We start from the raw sequence: 17,243 nt of genomic DNA on the forward strand, positions 1-17,243 counted from the left end.
ATGCCGTTGATGCGCCTGCGGTGCGCAGCGCGCCAGACGCGATTGGCAATAGTCGCCGCTCATGCGGTGCTCAGAATAAAGGCTACAGCGCGTCATGCGTCTTCGTTCACCGCAGGGCGAGCGGTGCTTCGCTGGCGAGCTTGGCCTTGCGTTCGGCGCTGAAATTCCACCACGGCTGCGCCGCCTCGCCTTCCATGAAGCGCACGATCGACAGGAACACATCGATCACGCACGGATCGTGCAGTACGCCGGTGCGCAGGCACAGCTGTGCATGCATGTCGTAGGCATCGCGACCGCGCAGCTGCGCAGGCACGCGGATGCCGATCAGACGTAGATCCTTTTCGCAGGCCGGCCCGACGTTGGGCAGGTCGGTCAGCTGCAGCAGATGCTGGCGGTCCACCTTGGCGGGATTCATGGCCGGCGAGGATCCAGTTGGATGCGCAACAGCGATCAGCTGCGCTGCAGACGTAGGCGTTCGAGCACGCCGTCCAGCGTGTCCAGATCGGTGTAATGAATCACCAGCTTGCCCTTGCCGCCGCGGCCGTGATTGAACACCACCTTGGTGCCCAGCGACTCGGACAGTTCGGTTTCCAGCGAGGCGATATCGGCCTGTGGGGCTACCGGCGCCGGTTTGCCCTTGCGCAGCGAGCCGGGCACCTTGCCGGCGGCGAACTGCTGCGCGCGGTGTTCGACTTCGCGCACCGACCAGCCCTGGTCGGCCGCTTCCTGCGCCAGCTTGCTGGCCAATTCCGGCGCCAGCGTGAGCAGCGCACGCGCATGGCCCATTTCCAGGCGGCGGGTTTCCAGCAGCACGCGGATCGCCATCGGCAATTCCAGCAACCGTAGCAGGTTGGAGACCGACGCACGCGAACGCCCCACCGCACCGGCGGCTTCGGCGTGGGTCAGCGAAAATTCGTCGATCAGCCGCTGTAGCGCCTGCGCTTCTTCCAGCGGATTGAGGTCTTCGCGCTGGATGTTTTCGATCAGCGCCATCGCGATGACGGTGCGATCGTCCAGCTCGCGCACCACCACCGGCACCTCGGTCAGCCCGGCCAGCTGCGAGGCGCGCCAGCGGCGTTCGCCGGCCACGATCTCGAACTGCCCGGGCGCCAACTCGCGCGCCACGATCGGCTGGATCACGCCCTGCGCCTTGATCGACTCCGCCAGCTCGGCCAGCTTGACCTCGTCCATCTCCCGACGCGGCTGGTACTTGCCCGGCTGCAACTGGGTCACCGGCAACTGGCGCAAGCTATCGCCCGGCTGCAACGCGTCTTCGCTGGCGGCGCTTGGCGCTGCGGCGGCGGCTGCGCCCTTCGGTCCCAACAGCGCTTCCAGGCCACGGCCCAGGCCACGCTTCTTTGCGGGCATCGGCTTGTTCATCAGACGGTCTCCACCGGCCGGACGGCCTTGTTGCGGTCGTTCTGGCGGCGCACGATCTCGCCGGCCAGCCCAAGGTAAGCCACCCCGCCACGCGAGGTGCGGTCGTAACCAACGATGCTCTGGCCATGGCTGGGCGCCTCGGCCAGGCGCACATTGCGCGGCACGATGGTGCGGAACACCTTGTCGCCGAAATGCTCGGTCAGCTCCGCCGACACCGCATTGGCCAGGTTGTTGCGGATATCGAACATGGTGCGCAGCACGCCTTCGATTTCCAGCCCCGGGTTGAGATTGGCGCGCAGCGCTTCGATGGTTTCCAGCAGCGCGGTCAGCCCTTCCAGCGCGTAGTACTCGCACTGCATCGGCACGATGATGGAATCGGCCGCGGTCAATGCATTGAGCGTGAGCAGCGACAACGCCGGCGGGCAGTCGATCAGGATGAAGTCGTATTCGTCGCGGATCGGCGTCAGGGCGCGCTTGAGCCGCTGCTCGCGCTCGCCCTGGTCCATCAACTGAATCTCGGCAGCGGTCAGGTCGATGTTGCCCGGCAGCAGGTCGAAGCCTTCCGGTGCGGTCACCCGGATCTCGGCGGCGGTGTTTTCGCCCAGCAGCAAGTCGCAGGTGGAGGCGGCCACATCGCGCTTGTCGATGCCGCTGCCCATGGTGGCGTTGCCCTGCGAGTCCAGATCCACCAGCAACACACGCTTGGGCGCGCGCGCCAGGCCGGCCGCCAGATTGACTGCGGTCGTGGTCTTGCCGACGCCGCCTTTCTGGTTGGCAATGGCGATGATCCGGGCCATGCGGGAGAGCCTCGTGGGCGAAGAGTAAGACCGGCCATTATGCGGGCAGGGCGTCGGATCGGGAAATGCCGCCCGCAGCGGCGCATCGGGCGAGCGGGAATGCCGCCCGTGCGGTTCAGCCGGTGGGCGAGGCGCCGCCGGGTGGCTCCTTCATGGCCCGGTAGCGCTGCAGGATGTCGGCGATCTCGCCATCCAGCGCCACACGTTGCTGCTCGAAGCTGATCTGCAGACGCAACTGCGCCATCAAATCGCGATGGCGTTGCTGGATGTCGGCTGCCAGCTTGTCGGCCACGGCCTGGCCGGCCAGCTCACGGTCGCCGGCGGCGCGCAACATGCTGGCCAGCCCTTCACGCAGGCTGGTCACGTTGAAGCGCGCGGTGTGGATGTTGTTGTCGACGATGGCGATGCGCTCGTTAAAGACCCGGCGCAGGTCGTCCTCGCTCTGATACGACATCAACATGGCCTGGTCGGTGCGCTGGCGCATCTGCTCGGCGGCCAGATCGGCCTGGCGTTGCTGCTCGCTGGCCGCGGCGGCAGCGCGCTCGTCGCTGCTCATCGCGCGCTGCACCTCGGCGCTGCGCATGCCGCTCTTGACGTTGAATTCGTCGCGCGCCTGGTTCACCGCCTCCGGCGGCAGCGTATCGCTGCACACACGGGCGCCATTCTGGTTCCAGCAATACAGCTTCTTGGCCGCCGTCTTGTCTTGTGCCCTGGCCGGTGCGGCCACAGCGAATGTTGCAGCGACAGCCGCCGCAACGGCGGCGGATAACGCCAAGCGTGTGTGTATCGGCATCATCGCAGCCCCCTGTCGCCTGCCATCAGCCTGTGGTATCGGTTCCGTAGCGGCCACGATAGGCCAACAGCGGTTCCCGGAAGTCCACAAGGTCGGCGTTTCCTGCCGCAAAAGCAAGCAGATCGCCCAGGTTGGCCACCGCAATCACCGAAATGCCGGCCTCGGCCGCTACCGCTTGCGCGGCCGAGCGGCGGTCCTGCTCGGAGGCGATCTCCTGCCGGTCCAGCGCCACCACGATCCCGGACGGGATGCCGCCGGCGGCGCGGATGATCCCTAGCGCCTCGCGGATCGCGGTGCCGGCGGTGATCACGTCATCGACGATCAACACCTTGCGCCCGGCCAGCGGCGCGCCGATCAGGGTGCCGCCTTCGCCATGGTCCTTGGCTTCCTTGCGGTTGAACGCCAGCGGCAGGTCGCGCCCGCGCCCGGCGTAGGCGCATGCCAGCGCGGTCGCCAAGGGGATGCCCTTGTAGGCCGGGCCGAACAGCAGGTCGAAGTCCACCCCGGCCGCATCGATCGCATCGGCATAGCACTGCGCCAGCTGCGCGGTCTTGGCGCCGGAGTCGAAGCGCCCGGCATTGAAGAAGTACGGACTGAGCCGCCCGGACTTGAGCGTGAACTCGCCAAAGCGCAAGGCATCGGCGCCCAGGGCCAGCTGTAGGAAACGGGTGCGGTGGTCTGTCATTGACGGGAATGGGGAATGGGGAATGGAGAATCGGGAATGGTAAACGCATCGCGCCTTGGCAGCCTTCGCCGCTGCGCTGGGGTAGGCTTTACGATTCCCCATTCCTGACTCCCCATTCCCGGCCTATGCGCATCATCAGTTTTAACGCCAACGGCTTGCGCTCGGCCGCCAGCAAGGGTTTCTTCGCCTGGTTCGCCGCTCAGGACGCCGATGTGCTGTGCGTGCAGGAGACCAAGGCCCAGGAGCACCAACTGGCCGGACCGGACTTCCTGCCCACCGGCTACAAGGCCTGGTTCCGCGACGCCAGCACCAAGAAGGGCTACAGCGGTGTGGCGATCTACAGCAGGCACGAGCCCGATGAGGTGCGGACCGCGCTGGGCTGGCCCGAGTTCGACGAAGAAGGCCGCTATATCGAAGCGCGCTTCGGCAACCTCAGCGTGGTGTCTTTCTATATCCCCTCCGGTTCCTCGGGCGAGTTGCGCCAGGGCTACAAGTTCCAGGTCATGGAATGGCTACGGCCGATCCTGGAAGAGTGGCTGGCCAGTGGCCGCCAGTACGTGCTGTGCGGCGACTGGAACATCGTGCGCACCGCATTGGACATCAAGAACTGGAAATCCAACCAGAAGAACTCCGGCTGCCTGCCACCCGAGCGCGACTGGCTCAACGGCCTGTGCGCCGATGCGCCAGATGACGCTAACCCCGCCGAAGGCCGCGGCTGGGTCGATAGCTACCGCGTGCTGCATCCGCAAGGCCAGGACTACACCTGGTGGAGCAACCGCGGCGCCGCGCGCACCAACAATGTCGGTTGGCGCATCGACTACCAACTGGTCACCCCCGGCCTGCGCGACACCTTGAAGGCCTGCTCGATCTACCGCGAAGAACGCTTCTCCGACCACGCGCCGTACATCGTGGATTACGCGCAGTGAGGCAGGCGAAGGCTGTGGTTTGCGCAACAGCGCGCCAAGGTTTTACTGAACAGGGCGAGAGCCTTGCTGGCAGCATCGTCACCCGGCTCCGCCTCGGGCACTACAGCGCGCGCGGTGGCCCTCGGTCGCCATCACGCGGCCTGTCAATGGCGAGCAAGGCGTTCCTCGTCGGGGCCGTGCGTCGCCGCCGTGCCGCACACACCGTCGAAGGCATGACGTCGGCGGCGATGGTTGTGGTCGACGGCGCGCTGCATGCAGTGGTGCCGTCTGCCTTGCCCACCTCAGCCACTGGCGTTCGCTCTCACCGGTTTGACGCATGACCAAGCCCGCACCCACCTATAAAGGCTGGCGCGGCATCCAGCGCGCCTTCGCCACGCCATCGGCGGCGACCATGGCGCTGCTCGGCTTCGGCAGCGGGTTACCGTTCCTGCTGATCGCCTCGCAGACCTTGTCCGTCCGATTGCGCGACGTAGGGCTGGACCTGCAAGACATCGGCTTCATCAGCCTGGCCAGCTTCTTCTATCTGCTCAAGTTCCTGTGGGCGCCGCTGATCGACCGTTATGCGTTCCCGCTTACGGCGTTTCTGGGTCGCCGTCGCTCGTGGCTGCTGGTGGCGCAGATCGGCGTCACCATCGGTCTGTTCGCGCTGGCATTTTCACGCCCGGATCTGAGTGTGGCCGGCCTGGTCGGCTGGGTGCTGTTCGCTTCGTTCTGGGGTGCCACTCAGGACTCGGTCGTGGATGCCTACCGCATTGAAGTCGCCCCGGATGCCGCGCAGGCTGCGTTGGCGGCGACCTACACGCTGGGCTACCGCATCGGGCTGATCCTGGGCGGCGCGGGCGCGCTGTACATGGCCGAATACCTTGGTTGGACATGGGCGTACGTGGGCATGGCCGCACTGATGCTGGTGCCGATCGTCACCACCTTGCTATGCCGCGAGCCCGACCGTCCCGAGGCGACCGTGGTGCGTCGCGTCGATGTCTCAGGTGCCTTCTGGCAACCGATTTCCAGTTTTTTCTCCAGCAATGGGCTGGCGCTGGGCATCGCGCTGCTGCTGTTCGTGGGCCTGTACAGGTTTCCCGACCAGGTGATCGGCGTCATGGCGGGGCCGTTCTATCTGGATTCGGGCTTCACCAAAGCCGATATCGCCACGGTCTCCAAACTGTTCGGCGTCTGGATGGGCATCGTCGGTGCTTTCGCTGGCGGTGCCGCAGTCGCCGCATTCGGATTCCGCCGCATGCTGCTGGTGGCCGCGTTGGGGGTGGCTTTGTCCAACCTGGCGTTCCTGCTGATGGCGCACAACCCCGGCAAGCTTTGGGCGTTCTATGCGGCGCTCAGCGCCGACAACCTGTTCCAGGGGTTTGCCGCCTCGGTGCTGGTGGCCTTCATGTCCTCGCTGACCGACCGCAACTTCACGGCCACCCAGTATGCGTTGCTGGTCTCGCTGGCCAATGTGCCGGGCAAGTTCGCTGGTGCCGTCTCCGGGTCCGTGATTAATGCGACCTCCTACAGCACCTTCTTCATCCTCAGCGCCCTGACCGTCATTCCCACCTTAATGCTGCTGGCCTGGTTGTGGCCGCGGCTGTTGGCGCACGACCGGCGGCCGGATTGAAACGTCCGCAAAGGTTGCCGATGATGCCCGCGGGGCAGCGCATTGCACGAGGCAGGGCATGACCGATCTGGTATTGCGTGACATCGATCCGCTGCTGGTGGACCGTATCCGCCGCATTTCCGTCGCACGTGGCTGGACCCAGCACCAGACCGTCATGCATCTGCTCGAACAAGGCCTGTTCGCCAGCGAATACGAAGTGACCGGCGGCCTGCAGCACCCGGAGGTCGATGCGCTGGCCGAAGCGATTGCCGCGCTCAAGGCGCTGCCGGCGGGAAATAACCCGTAGCGCTGCAGCAGCTCCGTCCAGGCTAACCGGCTTACGCCGGATAGATCGCTCCCAACAGCCGGGCCCCGGCTGCTCCGGTCACCGATGGCAGATTGGCTGCGCGTCCGGCCAGCAGCTCGGCTGCCAGCCACGCAAAGCCCATTGCCTCCAGATAATCCGGGTCCAGCCCGTGTCGCGCGCTGGATTCCACCACCACACCCGGCAGCCGCGCCGCTAGTCGCGCCAATAGCACCCGGTTGCGCACGCCGCCGCCGCACACCAGCACGCGGCGCGTGGTTGGCTGCATCCGCAGCAGGGCATCGGCCACGCTGGCCGCGGTGAGTTCGAGCAAGGTCGCCTGCACATCGGCTGCATCCAACCTCGCGCTGCCCATTGCCTGAAAGGCCCAGTCCAGATGGAATTGCTCGCGCCCGGTGCTCTTGGGCGGTGGCAACGCAAACCATGGGTCCGCCAACAGCGCCTGCAGCACCGCCGCATCGACGCGCCCGGTGGCGGCAAACGCACCCTCGGCATCGAACCGCGTGCCGTGATGGCGTTGGCACCAGCTATCCAGCAGCGCATTGGCCGGGCCGGTATCGAATCCCAGCACCGCGCCATTGCGTGGAATCAAGGTCAGATTGCCGATTCCGCCCAGATTGAGCACGGCGCGGTCTTCGTCGCCTGCGCCCAGCATTGCCAGATGGAAGGCAGGCATCAACGGCGCACCCTGGCCGCCCGCGGCCACGTCGCGACGGCGGAAATCGGCCACCGTGGTGATGCCGGTGTGCTCGGCAATTCGACTGGCATCGCCGATCTGCCAGGTGAACGCCGGGTCGGCCTTGGGCCGGTGGCGGATGGTCTGCCCATGCGAGCCGATCGCCCGAATCTCTCGGCGCTCCACGCCACTGTCGCGGATCAACTGATTGGCGGCCGCCGCGAATGCCAACCCCACCTGTGCATCCAATCGGCCCAGCGCATCGATGGCCACGGTCTCGGCGCCCTGGCCGAGTGCCACCAAGGTCTCGCGCAACTGCGGCTCCCACGCCACCGTCGTCCCGGCCACCAATTCGCAGCGGCGGTGCGTGTCGTCGGCAAAGCGCACCAGTGCGGCATCGATACCGTCGGCGCTGGTGCCTGACATCAGGCCCAGGTAAAGAAGGGAATCAAGGTGTTCCAGGACAGGCATGCCGAAGCCAGATGTGCACGGTCGGCCAGCTTGTGCAGCTGGGCCAGGTCCGTCAACTGGTCTTGCCTCTCGCAGCAGATGCGCAACGGGAAATCATCGCTGCACCGGTAACTTCGCTACGTGCGCTGCCGACGAGCACGGAGGCTTCGAGCTTGCCCGCAAGCCGCAGGCATTTCTGAGGATCGCGTCCATGGCATACGCGGCGACAGGTCAGGCCGAACGCCGGGTGTGTGAAGTCGCGGACGTCACTGCGCAGAGTGGGGTGCAGCAAAAGCCTGCACGGCAGCTCGCCGCGCGGCATCACTCCATGCGATGTCGGCTTCTGCGGACCTGCGCTGTACAACCACTTCAAAGGTTAGCGCAGTTGTCCAGCCGCAAGCCCTCATCCGCGCGGCTTGCTCTTGGCAGGCTTGCCCGCATCGGCGTAGATCAGCTTCTCCATACCTTCGATGCGGGCCATGGCTGGCGCCGTCTGTGCCCGGAAGGCCGCCAGTTCGGCGCCCTGCAATGGCTCCGGTGGCGGCATCGTCACCGACATCGGGTTGCGCTGCTGCCCGGCCACGCGGAATTCGTAATGCAGATGCGGACCGGTTGCCATGCCGGTCATGCCGACATAGCCGATCACCGTGCCCTGGTTGATGCGCTGGCCGGCCTTGATCTTGCCGAAGCGCGACATGTGCCCGTAAAGCGTGCTGTAGTTCTTGCCGTGATCCAGGATCACCACGTTGCCGTAACCGCGCTGGGTGCCGACGAACACCACCCGCGCATCGCCGGCCGCCATGATCGGCGTACCCGAGGCGGCCGCGTAGTCCACGCCCTTGTGCATGCGCATGGTGCCCAGCACCGGATGCATGCGCGCACCGAAAGTGGAGCTGATCCGGCTATAGGCCACCGGCATGCGGATGAAACTCTTCTTCAACGGCCTGCCGGTGATGTCGTAATACTCGGCCGGCTTGCCAGCGCGCTCGAAGCGGAAGCCGGTATAGGTTTTCCCGCCGGTGGTGAACGTCGCTGCCAGGATGTCGCCGGTGCTGATCCGCTCACCTTCGCGCCAAGTTTCGTCCATCACCACGCTGAAACGATCGCCGGGCTGCAAATCTTTGTCGAAGTCGATGTCGTACTTGAAGATCTCGTCAGTCATGATCGCAACAGCTGCCGGCGACAGACCGGATTTGCCGGCCGATGCGTACAACGAACTGTTGATCTCGCCGCTGGCCACCACCGTGCGCGTGGTCGTCGCGCGCTCGGTCACCTTCTCGCGCACGCTGTCGCCCAGCAGGCGCAATTCCACCCGATGACTGTCGTCGCGGTCGAAGCGCAGGGCCCGCAACTCACCGGGCGTCGGCATGTCGAACGCAATCTCGGTTCCCGGACGCAGCTTGGTCAACGCCTCCTTGGTCCCAGGATGCGCCAGCACCTGATACATCACCGCGGTCGGGATTCCCAACTCCCCGAACAACGTGCTCAGCGTCTGCCCCGACTTGACCTGCAGGATTTCCCATGCCGCGCTCGGGGCCAACTGCTTGCGGCTGGGCACCAGTGGCGGCAGCGGCAACGCCAGCGTGGAATGGCTGGAGAGGGGAGTATCGATGGCGTTGGAAAAGCCTGGCACGATCGTCGCGACCATTGCGCCGATGGTCGCGAACAGGCTGGCGTGGATCCAGTGACGGCGCGTCCAACGGTCGTTGAATGCCGCCGGTAGATGCGCCTTGAGCTTGCGATGCAGTGCAGTGTCGTGGAGGACGTGGAGGCGTTCTTGGAAGCGCCGCTTGCGTGCACGGCCCTGCTCTGAGTTCTGCATCGTTGGATTTCCTCGCTGGCTCGAAGTGCGAGCCCAATCGCCGGTACCATAGACAGCCTGTAACAGCGCGTCAAACCATTGAGCCTGTTCATTATTTTCACTTGGCGCGGAATTAACCCGCGTTTAACATTATTCACGTTGTTGACGGCAAACGCCGCTGGAGTCCGTGGTTGGCCACTATTGAAGAATCCCTCGCTCTCATCGGCCGTGGCGCCGACGAGATTCTCAAGCTCGATCAGCTCGAAGCCCGGCTGAAGTCGGGCGTGCCGCTGCGGGTGAAGGCCGGCTTCGACCCCACGGCGCCGGACCTGCACCTGGGCCACACCGTGTTGCTCAACAAGATGCGGCAGTTTCAGGAGCTGGGTCACCAAGTCATCTTCCTGATCGGCGACTTCACCGGCATGATCGGCGACCCCAGCGGCAAGAACGCCACCCGCAAGCCGCTCAGTCGCGACGATGTGCTGGCCAATGCCCGCACCTATGAAGAGCAGGTCTTCAAGATCCTGGATCGCGAGCGCACCGAGGTGCGTTTCAACTCCGAGTGGTTCGGCCAGATGAGCGCTGCCGACATGATCAAGCTGTCCGCCCAGCACACCGTGGCGCGCATGCTCGAACGCGACGATTTCGCCAAGCGCTTTGCCGGCCAGCAGCCGATCGCCATCCATGAATTCCTCTATCCATTGGTGCAGGGCTACGACTCGGTGGCCTTGAAGGCCGACGTCGAGCTGGGCGGCACCGATCAGAAGTTCAACCTGTTGATGGGCCGTGGCCTGCAGGAACATTACGGCCAGGCGCCGCAGGTCGTGCTGACCATGCCGCTGCTGGAAGGTCTGGACGGCGTTGCCAAGATGTCCAAGTCGCTGGGCAACTACATCGGCATCAACGAGCCGGCCATCGACATCGTCACCAAGACCATGAAGATCGGTGACGAGCTGACCTGGCGCTGGATCGATCTGTTGTCTTTCGACATCGGCGTGGCCGAAGCGGCTCGCCTGAAAGAGCAGGTCGCCTCCGGTGAGCTGCATCCGCGCGATGTCAAATTACGCCTGGCCCGCGAACTGACGACGCGTTTCCACGATGCGGCCACCGCCGAACAGGCGATCGCCGGCTGGCACGCCGTGGTGACGGGGCAGGGCGACACCAGTCTGTTGCCGCTGCAGGAGGTCGTGGTTCCAATGGAAGGACTGCGGATTGCCAGTCTGCTGACGGCTACCGGGCTCACGCCGAGCAATTCGGAGGCCAATCGCAAGCTCAAGGAGCGTGCAGTCAAGATCGACGGAGAGCTGATCGAGGACGCCGGCCGCGTGTTCGCTCCAGGATTCGAGGCAGTCATCCAGGTCGGCAAACGCAATTTCGCCCGTGTGTCGCTGATTACTGGTTGAGCCTTGGCTGGTGCTGCATAGCCGCAACGCCTGCTCGCTGCTGTGGTGCTCTATTTAGAGTGCTGCAGCTGCCGGATCGGCCTGCATGCATGTCCTGCGAGATCAAGTGAGTGCCAGTGCAAGTATTTGACGACTTCGTGAAATTTTTTTCACAAAAAGCTTCCCAAAATCCCTTTGCGGGCATATAGTTCGCCTCCCCCGACGTAACGGACTCCGCAAACGCGGAACCAGAGCGAAAGGGTTCGAAAATTCCTTGAAATTAAGGTGTTGACGAAATGGAAAAGCCGGCTATGATGTGCGGCTCGCTACACGGAAAGACGCTACAGCGGATGAAGTGCAGCGGCGGCAACGTCCTCTTCACGAGGGGTTGACGAGGATGAAAAGCCTGCTAATATGGCCGGCTCGCTTCGCAGAAAGCCTTCGGGTCGAAACGAAGCAGCGTCACCCACCTCGAAACAAGGTGTTGACGGCAAGAAAAAGCCCGCTATAATGGGCGGCTCGCTTCGACGGAAACGACGAAGCTGACGGGAACGGCGCTGAGGCCACTTCCCAATGTTCTTTGACAGTGTGCGCAGGTAATTTGTGCGGACGCCTGCAGGAAGGATGATTGTCCATCTTGCAGACGTTTAATCAAAAAGCAACATATTAATTGCTTTGCAAGCGATAAGTTGTCAGTGGTTGAACTTCTGCAGCTAAAGTATTTGTCTTCGGACATGTAATTTTAAGTGAAGAGTTTGATCCTGGCTCAGAGTGAACGCTGGCGGCAGGCCTAACACATGCAAGTCGAACGGCAGCACAGTAAGAGCTTGCTCTTATGGGTGGCGAGTGGCGGACGGGTGAGGAATACATCGGAATCTACTCTTTCGTGGGGGATAACGTAGGGAAACTTACGCTAATACCGCATACGACCTACGGGTGAAAGCGGAGGACCTTCGGGCTTCGCGCGATTGAATGAGCCGATGTCGGATTAGCTAGTTGGCGGGGTAAAGGCCCACCAAGGCGACGATCCGTAGCTGGTCTGAGAGGATGATCAGCCACACTGGAACTGAGACACGGTCCAGACTCCTACGGGAGGCAGCAGTGGGGAATATTGGACAATGGGCGCAAGCCTGATCCAGCCATGCCGCGTGGGTGAAGAAGGCCTTCGGGTTGTAAAGCCCTTTTGTTGGGAAAGAAAAGCAATCGGTTAATACCCGGTTGTTCTGACGGTACCCAAAGAATAAGCACCGGCTAACTTCGTGCCAGCAGCCGCGGTAATACGAAGGGTGCAAGCGTTACTCGGAATTACTGGGCGTAAAGCGTGCGTAGGTGGTGGTTTAAGTCTGTTGTGAAAGCCCTGGGCTCAACCTGGGAATTGCAGTGGATACTGGGTCACTAGAGTGTGGTAGAGGGTAGCGGAATTCCCGGTGTAGCAGTGAAATGCGTAGAGATCGGGAGGAACATCCGTGGCGAAGGCGGCTACCTGGACCAACACTGACACTGAGGCACGAAAGCGTGGGGAGCAAACAGGATTAGATACCCTGGTAGTCCACGCCCTAAACGATGCGAACTGGATGTTGGGTGCAATTTGGCACGCAGTATCGAAGCTAACGCGTTAAGTTCGCCGCCTGGGGAGTACGGTCGCAAGACTGAAACTCAAAGGAATTGACGGGGGCCCGCACAAGCGGTGGAGTATGTGGTTTAATTCGATGCAACGCGAAGAACCTTACCTGGTCTTGACATCCACGGAACTTTCCAGAGATGGATTGGTGCCTTCGGGAACCGTGAGACAGGTGCTGCATGGCTGTCGTCAGCTCGTGTCGTGAGATGTTGGGTTAAGTCCCGCAACGAGCGCAACCCTTGTCCTTAGTTGCCAGCACGTAATGGTGGGAACTCTAAGGAGACCGCCGGTGACAAACCGGAGGAAGGTGGGGATGACGTCAAGTCATCATGGCCCTTACGACCAGGGCTACACACGTACTACAATGGTAGGGACAGAGGGCTGCAAACCCGCGAGGGCAAGCCAATCCCAGAAACCCTATCTCAGTCCGGATTGGAGTCTGCAACTCGACTCCATGAAGTCGGAATCGCTAGTAATCGCAGATCAGCATTGCTGCGGTGAATACGTTCCCGGGCCTTGTACACACCGCCCGTCACACCATGGGAGTTTGTTGCACCAGAAGCAGGTAGCTTAACCTTCGGGAGGGCGCTTGCCACGGTGTGGCCGATGACTGGGGTGAAGTCGTAACAAGGTAGCCGTATCGGAAGGTGCGGCTGGATCACCTCCTTTTGAGCATGACGTCATCGTCTTGTCGGGCGTCCTCACAAATTACCTGCATTCAGAGATTCATACCGGCACAGGTCGGTATGCGAAGTCCCTTTTGGGGCCTTAGCTCAGCTGGGAGAGCACCTGCTTTGCAAGCAGGGGGTCGTCGGTTCGATCCCGACAGGCTCCACCATATTGAGTGAAAAGACTTCGGGTCTGTAGCTCAGGTGGTTAGAGCGCACCCCTGATAAGGGTGAGGTCGGTAGTTCGAGTCTACCCAGACCCACCACTCTGAATGTAGTGCACACTTAAGAATTTATATGGCTCAGCGTTGAGGCTGAGACATGTTCTTTTATAACTTGTGACGTAGCGAGCGTTTGAGATATCTATCTAAACGTGTCGTTGAGGCTAAGGCGGGGACTTCGAGTCCCTAAATAATTGAGTCGTATGTTCGCGTTGGTGGCTTTGTACCCCACACAACACGGCATGTGACCCTGAGGCAACTTGGGGTTATATGGTCAAGCGAATAAGCGCACACGGTGGATGCCTAGGCGGTCAGAGGCGATGAAGGACGTGGTAGCCTGCGAAAAGTGTCGGGGAGCTGGCAACAAGCTTTGATCCGGCAATATCCGAATGGGGAAACCCACTGCTTCGGCAGTATCCTGCAGTGAATTCATAGCTGCTGGAAGCGAACCCGGTGAACTGAAATATCTAAGTAACCGGAGGAAAAGAAATCAACCGAGATTCCCTAAGTAGTGACGAGCGAACGGGGAACAGCCCTTAAGCTGGAATGGCTTTAGAAAAACAATCTGGAAAGATTGGCCATAGAAGGTGATAGCCCTGTATTTAAAAGGGCCACTCCAGTGAAGACGAGTAGGGCGGGGCACGTGAAACCCTGTCTGAATATGGGGGGACCATCCTCCAAGGCTAAATACTCCTGACCGACCGATAGTGAACCAGTACCGTGAGGGAAAGGCGAAAAGAACCCCGGAGAGGGGAGTGAAATAGATCCTGAAACCGTGTGCGTACAAGCAGTAGGAGCTCGCAAGAGTGACTGCGTACCTTTTGTATAATGGGTCAGCGACTTACTGTTCGTGGCAAGCTTAACCGTATAGGGGAGGCGAAGGGAAACCGAGTCTGATAAGGGCGCATAGTCGCGGGCAGTAGACCCGAAACCGGGTGATCTAGTCATGGCCAGGGTGAAGGTGCCGTAACAGGTACTGGAGGCCCGAACCCACGTCTGTTGCAAAAGACGGGGATGAGCTGTGATTAGGAGTGAAAAGCTAATCGAACCCGGAGATAGCTGGTTCTCCTCGAAAGCTATTTAGGTAGCGCCTCGGACGAATACTACTGGGGGTAGAGCACTGTTATGGCTAGGGGGTCATCGCGACTTACCAAACCATTGCAAACTCCGAATACCAGTACGTACTATCCGGGAGACACACGGCGGGTGCTAACGTCCGTCGTGAAAAGGGAAACAACCCAGACCCACAGCTAAGGTCCCAAATTCACTGCTAAGTGGAAAACGATGTGGAAAGGCATAGACAGCCAGGAGGTTGGCTTAGAAGCAGCCACCCTTTAAAGAAAGCGTAATAGCTCACTGGTCGAGTCGGTCTGCGCGGAAGATTTAACGGGGCTAAGCAGTGAACCGAAGCTTGGGGTGCATAAAACTTCGGTTTTATGCGCGGTAGAGGAGCGTTCCGTAAGCCTGCGAAGGTGGATTGAGAAGTCCGCTGGAGGTATCGGAAGTGCGAATGCTGACATGAGTAACGATAATGCGGGTGAAAAGCCCGCACGCCGAAAGCCCAAGGTTTCCTTGCGCAACGTTAATCGACGCAGGGTTAGTCGGTCCCTAAGGCGAGGGCGAAAGCCGTAGTCGATGGGAAGCAGGTTAATATTCCTGCACCTCGCGTGAGTGCGATGGAGGGACGGAGAAGGTTAGGTGTACCGGGCGTTGGTTGTCCCGGGGAAAGGCGGTAGGTTTGGATCTTTGGCAAATCCGGGATCCTTTAAGACCGAGCACCGAGACGAGCCTTTATGGCGAAGTCACTGATACCACGCTTCCAGGAAAAGCTCCTAAGCTTCAGCTCACGAAGACCGTACCGTAAACCGACACAGGTGGGTAGGATGAGAATTCTCAGGCGCTTGAGAGAACTCGGGTGAAGGAACTAGGCAACATGGCACCGTAACTTCGGGAGAAGGTGCACCCTTTTTGGTGGCTCATGCGAGCTATAGCTGAAGAGGGTCGCAGAAACCAGGCCGCTGCGACTGTTTATCAAAAACACAGCACTCTGCAAACACGAAAGTGGACGTATAGGGTGTGACGCCTGCCCGGTGCTGGAAGGTTAATTGATGGGGTCAGCCGCAAGGCGAAGCTCTTGATCGAAGCCCCAGTAAACGGCGGCCGTAACTATAACGGTCCTAAGGTAGCGAAATTCCTTGTCGGGTAAGTTCCGACCTGCACGAATGGCGTAACGACAGCGGCGCTGTCTCCACCCGAGACTCAGTGAAATTGAAATCGCTGTGAAGATGCAGCGTTCCCGTGGCAAGACGGAAAGACCCCGTGAACCTTTACTATAGCTTTACACTGAACGTTGAGTTCGTCTGTGTAGGATAGGTGGGAGGCTATGAAACTGTGGCGCTAGCTGCAGTGGAGCCATCCTTGAAATACCACCCTGTCGTGCTTGACGTTCTAACCTAGGTCCGTTATCCGGATCAGGGACCGTGTATGGTGGGTAGTTTGACTGGGGCGGTCTCCTCCTAAAGAGTAACGGAGGAGCACGAAGGTACGCTCAGCGCGGTCGGACATCGCGCACTGTGTGCAAAGGCATAAGCGTGCTTGACTGCAAGATCGACGGATCAAGCAGGTACGAAAGTAGGTCTTAGTGATCCGGTGGTTCTGTATGGAAGGGCCATCGCTCAACGGATAAAAGGTACTCCGGGGATAACAGGCTGATACCGCCCAAGAGTTCATATCGACGGCGGTGTTTGGCACCTCGATGTCGGCTCATCACATCCTGGGGCTGTAGTCGGTCCCAAGGGTATGGCTGTTCGCCATTTAAAGTGGTACGCGAGCTGGGTTCAGAACGTCGTGAGACAGTTCGGTCCCTATCTGCCATGGGCGTTGGAAGTTTGAGAGGGGCTGCTCCTAGTACGAGAGGACCGGAGTGGACGAACCTCTGGTGTTCCGGTTGTCACGCCAGTGGCATTGCCGGGTAGCTATGTTCGGAAGCGATAACCGCTGAAAGCATCTAAGCGGGAAGCGCGCCTCAAGATGAGACTTCCCGGGGCACAAGCCCCCTAAAGGAACCATGTAGACTACGTGGTTGATAGGTCAGGTGTGTAAGTACAGCAATGTATTGAGCTAACTGATACTAATGATCCGTGCGGCTTGACCATATAACCTCAAGTTGCCTTGGTCCCAACGAACGTTGGTAGATCATCAAATGCAAGCTACGTCACAAGTTAACTATGCGAGACGAGCGCCGTAGGTGCTTCCACACGCAAACGCTTGCACAGCAATGTGCCCACGTTTGAGGAAGCTCCAACTGGCGACGCTCCAACCGTCTCCCTGGTGAAATTAGCGCTGTGGAACCACCCGATCCCATCCCGAACTCGGAAGTGAAACGCAGCTGCGCCGATGGTAGTGTGGCTCAAGCCATGCGAGAGTAGGTCATCGCCAGGGGCTTTACCCGAAACCCTCAGTCCATCAGGATTGAGGGTTTCTTTTTTTGGCTACACGTCGATAAGTCCGCCCACAGGCGAAGTCAGCAACCCTCAGGCAGGCAAGATGCGGCAGCTGAAGTGCCGCAACAGTGGCAGCAAGTTGCCTGATAAGGCTCCGGAAACTTCCAGTCAGCAGGCCGAAACAGAAACTCCGTTAACACCGCGCGCCGGTTGACGCCTGCAGTCTGGTAACGACGTCTGGTAACGGCGCAGGCTTTGAGCGGAAACGTTGAGCCAGTGATGGATGCTTTCGAACGACGCGCTGGATGTGATTCGACTTCTTCTTTAAAAGCTAGGGGTAGAAATCAGAGGGCCGCACGACGTCGCCCGGGCAGCGGCTTGGATTGATGCGGGCATCAACCTGCGTTGTTCCCCGCGCGCCGCTCACCTCCCTAGCCCTAAGGCTTGAACACTTGCGCAACTACTTTCGGTGAACCTTCGCCGT

11 protein-coding genes, 2 tRNA genes and 3 rRNA genes are annotated in these 17,243 nt (G+C 61.0%); 9 read left to right on the forward strand and 7 right to left on the reverse strand.

The window, feature by feature from the left end; translation table 11 throughout:
* Window positions 1-106: 106 nt before the first annotated feature.
* The 5 genes from M0D43_RS13430 to pyrE all read right to left on the reverse strand — a co-directional run bounded on the left by M0D43_RS13430 (window position 107) and on the right by pyrE (window position 3,655).
* The gene (locus M0D43_RS13430; protein WP_101364380.1) at window positions 107-415 is read right to left on the reverse strand and encodes a helix-hairpin-helix domain-containing protein; all 309 of its coding nucleotides are present in this window, start codon (window positions 413-415) and stop codon (window positions 107-109) included.
* A 35-nt stretch (window positions 416-450) separates the two neighbouring features.
* Window positions 451-1,380, reverse strand: a complete 930-nt coding sequence (locus M0D43_RS13435; protein WP_252161794.1) for a ParB/RepB/Spo0J family partition protein — start codon at window positions 1,378-1,380, stop codon at window positions 451-453.
* Window positions 1,380-2,177: a ParA family protein gene (locus M0D43_RS13440; protein WP_101364379.1), complete on the reverse strand. Its 798-nt coding sequence runs from the start codon at window positions 2,175-2,177 to the stop codon at window positions 1,380-1,382. Before M0D43_RS13440 ends, M0D43_RS13435 begins: the two co-directional genes overlap by 1 nt.
* A gap of 115 nt (window positions 2,178-2,292) precedes the next feature.
* Window positions 2,293-2,973, reverse strand: a complete 681-nt coding sequence (locus M0D43_RS13445; RefSeq protein WP_252161795.1) for a hypothetical protein — start codon at window positions 2,971-2,973, stop codon at window positions 2,293-2,295.
* Window positions 2,974-2,995: 22 nt separating this feature from the next.
* The gene (gene pyrE / locus M0D43_RS13450; protein ID WP_252161796.1) at window positions 2,996-3,655 is read right to left on the reverse strand and encodes an orotate phosphoribosyltransferase; all 660 of its coding nucleotides are present in this window, start codon (window positions 3,653-3,655) and stop codon (window positions 2,996-2,998) included.
* 125 nt (window positions 3,656-3,780) lie between these two features.
* On the opposite strand from pyrE, the gene M0D43_RS13455 reads away from it, so the two are divergent.
* The 3 genes from M0D43_RS13455 (at window position 3,781) to M0D43_RS13465 (ending at window position 6,479) form a co-directional block, all read left to right on the forward strand.
* Window positions 3,781-4,581 carry an exodeoxyribonuclease III gene (locus M0D43_RS13455; RefSeq protein WP_252161797.1) on the forward strand — a complete coding sequence of 267 codons (801 nt, stop codon included), beginning with the start codon at window positions 3,781-3,783 and terminating at the stop codon, window positions 4,579-4,581.
* A 316-nt stretch (window positions 4,582-4,897) separates the two neighbouring features.
* Window positions 4,898-6,193, forward strand: a complete 1,296-nt coding sequence (locus M0D43_RS13460) for an AmpG family muropeptide MFS transporter (RefSeq protein ID WP_252161798.1) — start codon at window positions 4,898-4,900, stop codon at window positions 6,191-6,193.
* Between the two features lie 58 nt (window positions 6,194-6,251).
* Window positions 6,252-6,479: a hypothetical protein gene (locus M0D43_RS13465; protein WP_047692723.1), complete on the forward strand. Its 228-nt coding sequence runs from the start codon at window positions 6,252-6,254 to the stop codon at window positions 6,477-6,479.
* 31 nt (window positions 6,480-6,510) lie between these two features.
* On the opposite strand, the gene M0D43_RS13470 is transcribed toward M0D43_RS13465, so the two are convergent.
* Both M0D43_RS13470 and M0D43_RS13475 read right to left on the reverse strand, forming a co-directional pair.
* Complete coding sequence (locus M0D43_RS13470; RefSeq protein ID WP_252161799.1) at window positions 6,511-7,644, reverse strand: anhydro-N-acetylmuramic acid kinase; 1,134 nt, start codon at window positions 7,642-7,644, stop codon at window positions 6,511-6,513.
* A 382-nt stretch (window positions 7,645-8,026) separates the two neighbouring features.
* A complete protein-coding gene (locus M0D43_RS13475) occupies window positions 8,027-9,445 on the reverse strand; it encodes a M23 family metallopeptidase (protein WP_252161800.1) in 1,419 nt (472 codons plus the stop codon).
* A gap of 170 nt (window positions 9,446-9,615) precedes the next feature.
* Here M0D43_RS13475 and tyrS point away from each other — a divergent pair, with 170 nt between their 5' ends.
* From tyrS to rrf, 6 genes are all read left to right on the forward strand, one after another.
* On the forward strand, window positions 9,616-10,827 hold the full coding sequence (gene tyrS / locus M0D43_RS13480; protein WP_252161801.1) for a tyrosine--tRNA ligase: 1,212 nt from the start codon (window positions 9,616-9,618) through the stop codon (window positions 10,825-10,827).
* Window positions 10,828-11,549: 722 nt separating this feature from the next.
* Window positions 11,550-13,096 (forward strand): 16S ribosomal RNA (locus M0D43_RS13485).
* Between the two features lie 93 nt (window positions 13,097-13,189).
* Window positions 13,190-13,265 (forward strand) — tRNA-Ala (locus tag M0D43_RS13490).
* A 19-nt stretch (window positions 13,266-13,284) separates the two neighbouring features.
* A tRNA-Ile gene (locus M0D43_RS13495) sits at window positions 13,285-13,361 on the forward strand.
* Window positions 13,362-13,588: 227 nt separating this feature from the next.
* Window positions 13,589-16,471 (forward strand): 23S ribosomal RNA (locus M0D43_RS13500).
* A 171-nt stretch (window positions 16,472-16,642) separates the two neighbouring features.
* A 5S ribosomal RNA gene (rrf, locus tag M0D43_RS13505) occupies window positions 16,643-16,757 on the forward strand.
* The 16S, 23S and 5S rRNA genes sit together here with 2 tRNA genes alongside, the layout of an rRNA operon.
* Window positions 16,758-17,243: the final 486 nt, after the last annotated feature.

Source organism: Xanthomonas prunicola, from assembly GCF_025266575.1.
GTDB classification, from domain to species: Bacteria; Pseudomonadota; Gammaproteobacteria; order Xanthomonadales; family Xanthomonadaceae; genus Xanthomonas; species Xanthomonas prunicola.